Here is a 9,638-nt window from a genome sequence, read left to right as displayed (position 1 = left end):
GCACGCCATGGACCTCACCACACCCGCCCTGCTCTTTCCGGCCATTTCGCTGCTGCTTCTGGCCTACACCAACCGTTTTCTGACCTTGGCCCAGATCGTCCGCCAACTGGCGGCCGACCGCACGAGCCCGCAACTGGTGGCGCGGCAGATTCCCGGCCTCAAGCGCCGCATCGGGCTGATCAAGTACATGCAGACATTTGGGGTGGTGAGCTTCCTGCTGTGCGCCCTGTCCATGCTCGCCATCTATGCCGCATATGGTCCGCTGGGCAACGCGCTGTTCGGCCTGTCGATCATCGCACTGGCGGTCTCGTTACTGCTGTCGCTGTGGGAAGTGGTGATCTCGACCCAAGCCCTGTCGGTCGTGGTCGAGGATATCGAACGCCGACGCCCGGAGGCCTGACCAACGCGATTCAGGGGCGTGGCTGTGCCACGTGGTGCCCGTCGATCGGGTGCCCACAGTACATGCAATGGGCCACCCGACTGTGTGCGTCACGGCCACAGCTGCCACACCGTGTCGGCACGCCGCCCATCTTTCCGTCGCGCACGCCGTCACGTTCATCGATCTCGGTCATTTTCTTGCGGATGTCGGCTTCGGTCAGGTCCGTATGCGCTTCGAGCAGTTCCCACATCGCCTGCGTGACAAGCGCCAACGTATCGATCTTGGCTTCAAGACGGTTGACGTCCCAGCGCAAATGGCCCCGAACGCGCTCCGCATCCCCCTTGAGCGCCTCGGTTTTCGCCGCTAGCTGACTGATCTGATGGTGTTGATAGAGGTCCCACAATATTGGGTTGTCCTGCGCGAAGAAACAGAAAATCGATCAGAAAATCGTTTTGGCATGTTCGATGGAGGTGTTGATCACCTTGTCGAGCATGTGATTGGCACTGGCACCGCCCAGCGAACGGATCAGCAGGTATATCACCACCAGCGCGATCACGGTGTTGAAGACCTTGCTCAAGCGCCCGGCGGCCCAGCGGCCGAGCGCCAGCCCCAGATGCCCCCGCGGCCGCGAGGTTCTGCCGCCGCCCAGCGTCTGCTCGATCATGTCCCCGAGAGCCCTGCCTGTCGTCGGCACTCTGGCGATGCGTGCGCGGGCCAGTGCGGGCACCTGATAGGCCAACTGATCAGCCAGCGCCTCGACATCCTGACGCCAGCGAATATCGGAAAGGGAAACGGCCTGACGGCCGGCCAGCGGGTCGAGCGAGTCCGGCAACTGCTCGGGCCAGGGCATGGTGGCTCCGTCGACCAGCACCGGCACCACCAAGCAATCGCGCGCAAGCACGTGCTCGATTTCCCGGCGAACCCAGTCGTCCGGCTGGTCGAGGCGACGGGCGCCGCCTTGATCACGTGCATCGAGCCAGTGGCGGCCGATGACCACCAGTGCCACGTCCGCAGCACCGAGACGTTCGCTCAGATGCTCGGCGAAGTCGGCACCGGCCGGTATTTCGCGATCACGAAAGACACTTGCATCGCCAAAGCATTCGGACAGATCGTCCTCTAGCCGTCCGGCGAAACCGCTACTGTCGTCCCGTCGATAACTGATGAAGATGCTGGTCATGGTCACAGCATAGCAACGCGAGACAGAGAACAGAAGCATAAATCTGGCCAGACGCCCCGGCCCCGCTTATGCTGGTCGCCCCATCGCATCGACACGATCCCATGAAGCCCGAGTCAGACGCCCTTGCCCACGAGTGGGCCACCCTGCAGAACAACATCGAACACTACGAGCGCCAGGCCTTGTGGGTGAAGCTCCTCGCCATCGTACTTGCCGCTCAACTGGGGTGGCTGGGGTGGCCTCTGCTCGGGATGGCCATGGTGCTCGTCCTGTGGCTGCAGGAGGCGATCTTCCGCACCTCACAATCACGCCTTGGCGAACGCATCCTCGAGCTTGAACAGCACCCGCAAACACGGTCGCACCAGCTGCATACGGCCTGGCAGGCGAAGCGCCCGGGCACGGTGGGCCTTGTCCGCGAATACCTGGCGCAGTCACTCAGGCCGACGGTGGCTTTTCCGTATCCGGTGCTGGTGCTCGTGTTGATTGCGGTGATGTTGGCTCGCGCCTGAAGACACCGCACGCACTTCAGTCGTGCGAAATCTTGCCGCGCGCCTGCTTTAGCTGCCCGCGTCGCTGCTTGGATTCCAGCCGCCGACGTTGTGAGCCGAGCGTCGGCCGGGTCGGACGGCGGTGCTTGGGCACATGCATGGCCTGGACGATCAGCTCGCGCAGACGGTCCATGGCGATCTCGCGATTGGCCGCCTGGCTACGGGCAGTCTGGGCCTTGATCACGACCACGCCTTCGCGCGTGATGCGCTGATCGCGCATCTGCATCAGCTTCGTCTTGACAGTGTCCGGCAGGGACGATGCGCCAATGTCGAAGCGCAGATGGATGGCCGTCGCCACCTTGTTGACGTTCTGGCCACCCGCACCTTGTGCGCGAATCGCCTCAAAGCTCAGTTCGGCGACCGGCAGCGAGAGCTGTTCGGTAATCTTCAGGTCATCCATCATGGCATCATGCCCGTGTTTCTCCATGTGGTTCAACGCACCATGACTCAACGCCCCGACGACCAAACCCTGGCCCATCACACCCTGGCGCATTACGAAGTCAATGCATCGGGCTATCGTGATGGCACGGCGGACCATGACGTCAGCCAGAACGTGGACGCCTTGTTACGCGCCATCGAGGGCACACCGCCCTTTCGTATTCTGGATCTGGGTTGCGGCCCGGGGCGCGACCTGCGCACCTTTCGCGATCTGGGGCACGAAGCCATCGGCCTGGATGGTGCCGCCAACTTCGTGGCCATCGCCCGGGAAGAGACCGGTTGCGATGTCTGGCATCAGAATTTCATTGCGCTTGATCTGCCCGCCGCCCATTTTGATGGCGTTTTTGCCAATGCCGCCCTGTTTCATACCCCCAAGGACAGCCTGCCCGGTTTGCTGGGTGAAGTGCACCGCACGCTCAAGCCGCGCGGCGTCCTCTTTTGCTCGAACCCCCGTGGCGAGAATCAGGAAGGCTTCAACGGTTCGCGCTATGGCTGCTACTACGACCTGCCCACCTGGCAGCACCTGCTGACGAACGCCGGCTTCGATGAAATCGAGCACTACTATCGCCCGCCCGGCAAACCACGCCACGAACAGCCCTGGCTGGCAAGCGTTTGGCGCAAGCGCGACTAGCGCAGCATCAAGCGCACGGCGATGGCGGCCGTGACCACCACGATCACCGGCTTGACCAGTGCAGCCCCCCGGTGAATGACCATATTGGAGCCCAGCCTCGCCCCCACCACCTGAGCCACGGCCATGGCGGCGACCAGCGACCAGATCACGTGCCCCCCGGCGATGAACATGACCATGGACGTGAAGTTCGTGACCAGCACCACCGGCTTGGTGCTCGCCGTCGCCCGGCGCATGTTGTAACCACGCAGCCCGGCAAAGGCCGCTGCGGCAAACGAGCCCATGCCCGGGCCAAAGAAACCGCCATAGAGCCCGAGCCCACCCCCGACCACCGGCGCGAAGCTGCGCCCGGACAAACGCGGCGGATGATCCAGATCGGACACTCTCGGCGAGACGGCAAAGTAGATCGACAACACGATCAGAATGGCCGGTAACAGGGTTTCGAGGACAGCCTTGTCCATCGACTGAACCAGCCAGGTACCGCCAATGGCGCCGAAAAAGGCCCACACCAGCGTGCCGCGCAAGGGTTTCAGATCAAGATGCCCTTTGCGGAAAAAGTTGATCGCCGACGACAGCGTGCCGAAGACGCTCTGTGTCTTGTTCGTGCCCAGCGCCAATACCGGCGGAATACCGGCCCAGAGCAGGCACGGCAGCACCAGCATGCCTCCGGCGCCGGCAATGGAGCTGACGAAGCCGCCCACGAAGGCGACCAGCGTGAGGCCGGCAAACACAGGCAAAGACAACTCGGGCATCAGGATCTCAGGCGTGCGCCTCGCCCTTGCCCAGCAGCTTCATCACGATCGTGAAGATGCCGACCAGCACGGCCCCGACGATGACGCCGAGCACGCCATTGAGCACTGTCGGCAGCAGACTGCCGATCAAGCCATCGGCCTGTTGGGCCCAATGCTCGATCGCATGATGGATGGGCCCGATGCCATGGGCCACGATCCCGCCACCGACCAGGAACATGGCAATGGTGCCCAGCACGGAGAGCCCGCGCATGAGCCAGGGCGCTGCAACGAGAATGCCGCGCCCGACGGCCCGTGCCATGGCACCAGTCTTCTCGGTGAGCCACAGGCCCAGATCGTCGAGTTTGACGATGCCGGCCACCACACCATACACGCCGATGGTAATCGCCAGGGCCACACCGGCGAGCACAGCCAGCCGGGTCACGAACTCGGCATCGGCGACCACGCCAAGCGTAATGACGATGATTTCCGCCGACAGAATGAAGTCGGTCCGAATGGCGCCCTTGATCTTCTTTTCCTCGAAGGCCACCAGATCCACCTTGGGATCGCACACCGCCTTTCGGCGTTCTTCGTGATGCGCCTGCTTCTTCTCTTTTTTCTCGAAGGCATGCAGCAATTTTTCGAAGCCTTCGAAACACAGGAAACCGCCCCCGAGCATGAGGAGCGGCAGGATCGCCCATGGCGCAATCGCGCTGATGATCATGGCCGCCGGCACCAGAATGGCCTTGTTCTTGAGCGAGCCCTTGAATACGGCCCACACCACCGGCAGCTCTCGATCCGCCTTCACGCCGGTCACCTGTTCGGCATTGAGCGCCAGGTCGTCCCCCAGCACCCCCGCCGTTTTCTTGGCAGCCACCTTGCCCAGAATGGACACGTCGTCCAGCAGGGTGGCAATGTCATCAATCAGCGCAAACAGGCTGGCTCCGGCCATGCGAATGTCCTCAGTGGGCAATGGATTCAAACGGCGCCATGGTAACCCGGATGGTCGCCGCCGACACCTTCGGGGAACCATCCCGCGCTCGCAGGCGTCAGTTCCATGCTTGTGCCACCGCAAGCTCAGGCGGGCTTGTTCCGCCGGCTGCTACACTCGGGCGCATCAGACATTCGGGAGTCACTCATGTCCACCTACGATTACGACCTGATCACCATCGGCGCCGGCTCAGGCGGCGTCGCCGCCAGTCGCCGCGCGGCCGCGCTCGGCGCCAGAGTGGCCATCTGTGAGGGCGACCGGGTGGGCGGTACCTGCGTGATCCGGGGCTGTGTGCCGAAAAAGCTCATGATGTATGCCTCCCAGTTCGCCGACGCGTTCGAGGATGCTCCCGGTTACGGTTGGTCGTTGGGCGCGCCCGAGTTCGATCTGGCGACACTGATCGGTGCCAAGAACAAGGAAACAGAGCGTCTCGAGGGCATTTACCGCACCATGCTCGACAATGCCCGCGTCACCCTGCTGGAAGGCAACGGCTGTCTGGTGGATGCGCACACGGTGTCCGTCGGCGGTCGCCACATCACCGCCGAGTACATCCTCATCGCTACCGGCGGCAAGCCCAGTCACCCGCCCATCGAGGGGCTGGAACTGGCTGTGGACTCCAATGGCCTGCTCGACATGACCGAGCAACCCCGCCGCCTGCTGGTGCTTGGCGCCGGTTATATCGGCATCGAGTTTGCCGGCATCTTTGCCGGACTCGGCAGCGAGGTCACCGTCGCTTACCGTGGTGATCTGCCTCTGCGCGGTTTCGACCATGACATCCGCACCCGATTGGCCACCGCCATGACCGATCGCGGCATCACGCTTGCCGATGGGTTCTCGACGACACGACTGGAAAAGACCGATGCCGGGATTGTCTGTCACAGCAAGGAGGGCAGAACCATCACCGCCGATGCGGTGCTCAGCGCACTGGGACGCTCGCCGAATACCGACGGCCTCGGTCTGGCAGAGGCTGGCGTGCGCATGGACCCGAGTTCCGGCGCCATCGAGGTCACACCGGATTCGAGAACATCAGTGGACAACATCTACGCCGTGGGCGACGTGACCGACCGGGCCGCGCTGACCCCCGTCGCCATCGCCGAGGGGCGCGCCTTTGCCGAGAGCATTTTTGGCGACACGCCCCGCGTGGTGGATCACAGCCTCATCGCCACCGCGGTGTTCAGCCAGCCGCCGATCGGCACCATCGGCCTGAGCGAAGAAGCTGCCAGGGCTGCCGGTCATGAAGTCACCGTATTCGAAGCGGATTTCCGCCCCATGAAGCATGTGCTGGCTGGCCGCGCAGAACGTGCCTACATGAAACTGGTGGTGGATACGGAAAGCGACAAGGTTCTGGGCGCGCACCTGATCGGCGCCGATTCGGGCGAAATGATTCAGGCCCTGGCCGTAGCCATCACCATGGGGGCCACCAAGGCCGATCTGGATCGCACGATTGCCGTGCACCCGACTGCCGCCGAAGAGCTCGTGCTGATGCGCACCCCCCGCGGCGCCTGAGCGCCGTCAGGGTGCCCCGAACGCCACCTTGAGTGACACGCGATAGGCAGGGAGTCCGCCGCACACTACCTTGCGTTGCTGGCGCACCCAGGCGCCGTGAATGTTGGAAAGATTCGCGCGCGCCTGGGCCATGCCGAAGCGAATGGCTTCGTCAAAGCTGGTGGATGATTCGGCCGTAAATTCGGTGACCTGAGTCGAAATCATGGGCTTCCCCTCGTGATGCCCCGGGCCAACGGGCACCGGCGGGTTTCATGCCACCAATATCGTCGTCACCCGGTTTGCAAACAAGCGCGAAAGCGTAAGTCATGACGGGCAAATCGAAACAAGGCCTGTCGCCACTTACACAACCGTGATCAGGGCAGCACGATCGCCAGGGCGACGGAGAGGAACAGAATCGCCGCCACGTTGCCGATGAGCACCATCGAAGCCACCTTGTCAGGCTCCTGTCCATAGCGCTCGGCGAAGATGTAGTTGAGCACCGCTGGCGGCAGCGCGCCGAACACCAGCACCAAGGCCTTTTGCAGGGGCGGAAAGTCGTACAGCATGATCAGGATGGCAGCAATCGCCATGCCCACCGCCGGCCGCACCACCGCGCCGATCAAGCCCAACCGGACCGAAGAAATCTGCGAGTCGGCCAGCCGCACTCCGAGACCGATCAGCATGAGCGGGATGGCAATGTCGCCAACCATCTTGATGGAGATCAGCAAGGGCTCCCACACCGGGATGCCGGCCATGCCCACGATCAGGCCGGCGAAGGTCGCCATCACAGAGGGCACTTTCCAGATCGTCACCATCCGCACACGGTGATCGAGCAGCCAGGCACCGAAGGAAAAGTGCAGCAGATTGGAGGCCATGAACATCACGATCATCGGCGCCAACGCCTGTTCGCCAAAGGCCAGCACGGCCAGCGGCAAGCCGAGATTGCCGCAATTGTTGAACATCACCGGCGGCACCAGGGTCTTCACGTCGATCTTGAGTGCGCGGGCAATGCCCCATGCCACCAGACCGGAACCGATCACCATCACCAGCGTTGCAACAAGCAAGGGGATGTCGTTTTCGGGCCGAAACGGTTTGCTGGCCAGCGCGGCAAACACCAATGCGGGCACGAACACATCCATGTTGAGCTTGTTTGCGTGCGCCAGATCGGGTCTTGCCTTCTTCCCCACCCAGTAACCCAGCGCAACGATGGCGAACAGGGGAAAAAGAATCGAGATGATGCGCAGGAGCATGACGACACGCGGCTCAGGGAGAACGACTGGCGATTGTACGTGCCCGCCAAGCGCTAAGACAGCGGGGAATGCCCGTACGAAAAAAGGGCGACGTTACCCTTGCACCGGGTCGACAGAGATGAATGATGAACGCATAATCTCGCCACTACAAACGAGGAACACCAATAATGCGCAAAACTGCACTTGCTCTGGCCACCCTGTTCTACATCGGAAACTGCGCGGCTCAATCAATCGACATGCTGGTCTGCAGCGGAGATCTGAGCTTCATCGAAGGCGCCAACACCAGCATCTCCTGCGCAGGGGACCTGTGGATTGGTGGCGACTGGACGCTCTCGGCGGAAGAGTCGATCGACCTGTGGGCCCAGTCCCGACTGGATATTTCCGACACCACGTTCGTCGCTCCGCGCGTGACGCTCAGCGTCGGCGACCTGACCCTGACATCAAACGCGGCGGGCGGCCTGTGGATCGACACCCTGCACTTGTCGTCAACGAACTTCGGGTCGCAGACTGGCGTGCTCGCCAGTGGCGACATCAACATTTCGTCGCCGGTACCGGAACCCGGCCAGGCCTTCATGATGCTGACCGGGCTTGGGCTGCTGGGCCTGCGGGCGCGGCGGCGTCGCCCTAACCAGGCATGAAAAAAGCGCCGCTCAGGCGCTTTTTTCAATTCTGCGGGACACGGTCAAAGAACATACCGTGCCAGATCCTCGCGCTCGGCCAGCACCTCCAGGCGCTCATCCACGTAGGTGGGATCAACGACCACCTTGTCCAGGCCACTCTTGCCTGCTTCGAAAGACACTTCTTCGAGCAGCTTTTCCATCACGGTGTACAGGCGACGGGCACCGATGTTCTCGGTACGCTCGTTCACCTGGAAAGCGATCTCGGCCAGCCGCCGGATACCGGGCGCGGTGAACTCCACGCTTACGCCTTCGGTCGCCAGCAAAGCCTCGTACTGGGTCGTCAGGCAGGCGTCGGTACTGGTGAGAATGCGCTCGAAATCCTCGACGGACAGGGAATCGAGCTCAACGCGGATGGGAAAGCGGCCCTGCAACTCCGGAATGAGATCGCTGGGCTTGGACAGGTGAAAAGCACCGCTGGCGATGAACAGGATGTGGTCGGTCTTGATCATGCCATGCTTGGTACTCACCGTCGTCCCTTCAACCAGAGGCAACAGGTCGCGCTGCACGCCCTGTCGCGACACGTCACTGCCATGCGTATCGGAGCGGGTTGCCACCTTGTCGATCTCGTCCAGAAAGACGATACCGTGCTGTTCGACTGACTTCACGGCAGCGCTCTTGACCTCCTCGTCGTTGATCAGGCGCGCTGCTTCTTCATCGGCGAGCAGGCGAAGCGCTTCCTTGATGGGCAGCTTTCGGGTCTTTTTCTGCTGGCTGCCCAGGTTCTGGAACATGCCCTGCAGCTGGTTGGTCAGCTCTTCCATGCCCGGCGGGGCGAAGATCTCGGCGGTCATGCCGGCGTGCGCCAGTTCCACGTCGATTTCCTTGTCGTCCAGCTCGCCTTCGCGCAGCTTCTTGCGAAACTTCTGGCGAGTGCTCTGGTCGCCGTCCGCCGCGGGGGCGTCACTGAATCCGACAGGGCGCGCCGGCGGCAGCAGAATATCGAGCACGCGGTCTTCAGCGGCATCGATGGCCCGGTCCTTGACGTCCTTCATCGCACGTTCTCGGGCATCCTTGATGGCAATCTCCACCAGGTCCCGGATGATGGTTTCCACGTCACGACCCACGTAGCCCACTTCGGTGAACTTGGTCGCTTCGATCTTGATGAACGGCGCATTGGCCAGGCGCGCCAGACGACGGGCGATTTCGGTTTTACCCACCCCGGTGGGCCCGATCATGAGGATGTTCTTGGGTGTGATCTCGCCACGCAGGGGCTCTTCGATCTGAGCCCGTCGCCAACGGTTGCGCAGCGCAATGGCCACCGCACGCTTGGCGCGCGCCTGACCGACGATGTGCTTGTCGAGTTCGGAGACAATCTCCGGCGGTGTCATCTGAGTCAT

At 62.6% G+C, this 9,638-nt stretch carries 13 protein-coding genes; 5 read left to right on the top strand and 8 right to left on the bottom strand.

The features are described from left to right. The first annotated feature begins 7 nt into the window (after positions 1-7). Positions 8-400 (top strand): DUF2721 domain-containing protein, encoded by a 393-nt coding sequence (locus tag J0W34_RS03620; protein ID WP_227815665.1) that lies wholly within the window; start codon positions 8-10, stop codon positions 398-400. 10 nt (positions 401-410) lie between these two features. Here J0W34_RS03620 and J0W34_RS03615 read toward each other — a convergent pair whose 3' ends face one another. Both J0W34_RS03615 and J0W34_RS03610 read right to left on the bottom strand, forming a co-directional pair. Beyond that, positions 411-782 carry a hypothetical protein gene (locus J0W34_RS03615; protein ID WP_230970725.1) on the bottom strand — a complete coding sequence of 124 codons (372 nt, stop codon included), beginning with the start codon at positions 780-782 and terminating at the stop codon, positions 411-413. Between the two features lie 36 nt (positions 783-818). Continuing rightward, on the bottom strand, positions 819-1,556 hold the full coding sequence (locus tag J0W34_RS03610) for a toll/interleukin-1 receptor domain-containing protein (RefSeq protein WP_227815663.1): 738 nt from the start codon (positions 1,554-1,556) through the stop codon (positions 819-821). A 101-nt stretch (positions 1,557-1,657) separates the two neighbouring features. On the opposite strand from J0W34_RS03610, the gene J0W34_RS03605 reads away from it, so the two are divergent. Then, positions 1,658-2,062, top strand: a complete 405-nt coding sequence (locus J0W34_RS03605) for a hypothetical protein (RefSeq protein ID WP_230970724.1) — start codon at positions 1,658-1,660, stop codon at positions 2,060-2,062. Positions 2,063-2,078: 16 nt separating this feature from the next. Here J0W34_RS03605 and arfB read toward each other — a convergent pair whose 3' ends face one another. Further along, positions 2,079-2,504 (bottom strand): alternative ribosome rescue aminoacyl-tRNA hydrolase ArfB, encoded by a 426-nt coding sequence (gene arfB, locus J0W34_RS03600; protein ID WP_331001531.1) that lies wholly within the window; start codon positions 2,502-2,504, stop codon positions 2,079-2,081. 6 nt (positions 2,505-2,510) lie between these two features. On the opposite strand from arfB, the gene J0W34_RS03595 reads away from it, so the two are divergent. Beyond that, positions 2,511-3,170, top strand: coding sequence for a class I SAM-dependent methyltransferase (locus tag J0W34_RS03595; RefSeq protein ID WP_230970723.1), 660 nt, complete (start codon positions 2,511-2,513; stop codon positions 3,168-3,170). Here the strand turns inward: J0W34_RS03595 and J0W34_RS03590 are convergent. Next, positions 3,167-3,919: a TSUP family transporter gene (locus tag J0W34_RS03590; protein ID WP_230970722.1), complete on the bottom strand. Its 753-nt coding sequence runs from the start codon at positions 3,917-3,919 to the stop codon at positions 3,167-3,169. The genes J0W34_RS03595 and J0W34_RS03590 overlap by 4 nt on opposite strands. A 7-nt stretch (positions 3,920-3,926) precedes the next feature. Then, a complete protein-coding gene (locus J0W34_RS03585) occupies positions 3,927-4,847 on the bottom strand; it encodes a DUF808 domain-containing protein (protein ID WP_230970721.1) in 921 nt (306 codons plus the stop codon). Between the two features lie 186 nt (positions 4,848-5,033). On the opposite strand from J0W34_RS03585, the gene gor reads away from it, so the two are divergent. Beyond that, positions 5,034-6,392: a glutathione-disulfide reductase gene (gor, locus tag J0W34_RS03580; RefSeq protein ID WP_230970720.1), complete on the top strand. Its 1,359-nt coding sequence runs from the start codon at positions 5,034-5,036 to the stop codon at positions 6,390-6,392. 6 nt (positions 6,393-6,398) lie between these two features. Here gor and J0W34_RS03575 read toward each other — a convergent pair whose 3' ends face one another. Together J0W34_RS03575 and J0W34_RS03570 are read right to left on the bottom strand one after the other, a co-directional pair. Beyond that, positions 6,399-6,596 (bottom strand): dodecin family protein, encoded by a 198-nt coding sequence (locus J0W34_RS03575; protein ID WP_227815657.1) that lies wholly within the window; start codon positions 6,594-6,596, stop codon positions 6,399-6,401. 149 nt (positions 6,597-6,745) lie between these two features. Next, positions 6,746-7,621, bottom strand: a complete 876-nt coding sequence (locus J0W34_RS03570; RefSeq protein ID WP_230970719.1) for an AEC family transporter — start codon at positions 7,619-7,621, stop codon at positions 6,746-6,748. Between the two features lie 167 nt (positions 7,622-7,788). On the opposite strand from J0W34_RS03570, the gene J0W34_RS03565 reads away from it, so the two are divergent. After that, on the top strand, positions 7,789-8,259 hold the full coding sequence (locus J0W34_RS03565) for a PEP-CTERM sorting domain-containing protein (protein ID WP_230970718.1): 471 nt from the start codon (positions 7,789-7,791) through the stop codon (positions 8,257-8,259). A 44-nt stretch (positions 8,260-8,303) separates the two neighbouring features. On the opposite strand, the gene hslU is transcribed toward J0W34_RS03565, so the two are convergent. Then, positions 8,304-9,638: an ATP-dependent protease ATPase subunit HslU gene (hslU, locus tag J0W34_RS03560; protein ID WP_230970717.1), complete on the bottom strand. Its 1,335-nt coding sequence runs from the start codon at positions 9,636-9,638 to the stop codon at positions 8,304-8,306.

The sequence above is a fragment of the Nitrogeniibacter aestuarii genome, assembly GCF_017309585.1.
In the GTDB taxonomy this organism is placed as follows: Bacteria; Pseudomonadota; Gammaproteobacteria; order Burkholderiales; family Rhodocyclaceae; genus Nitrogeniibacter; species Nitrogeniibacter aestuarii.
This window is presented reverse-complemented; position numbering and strand designations above follow the sequence as displayed.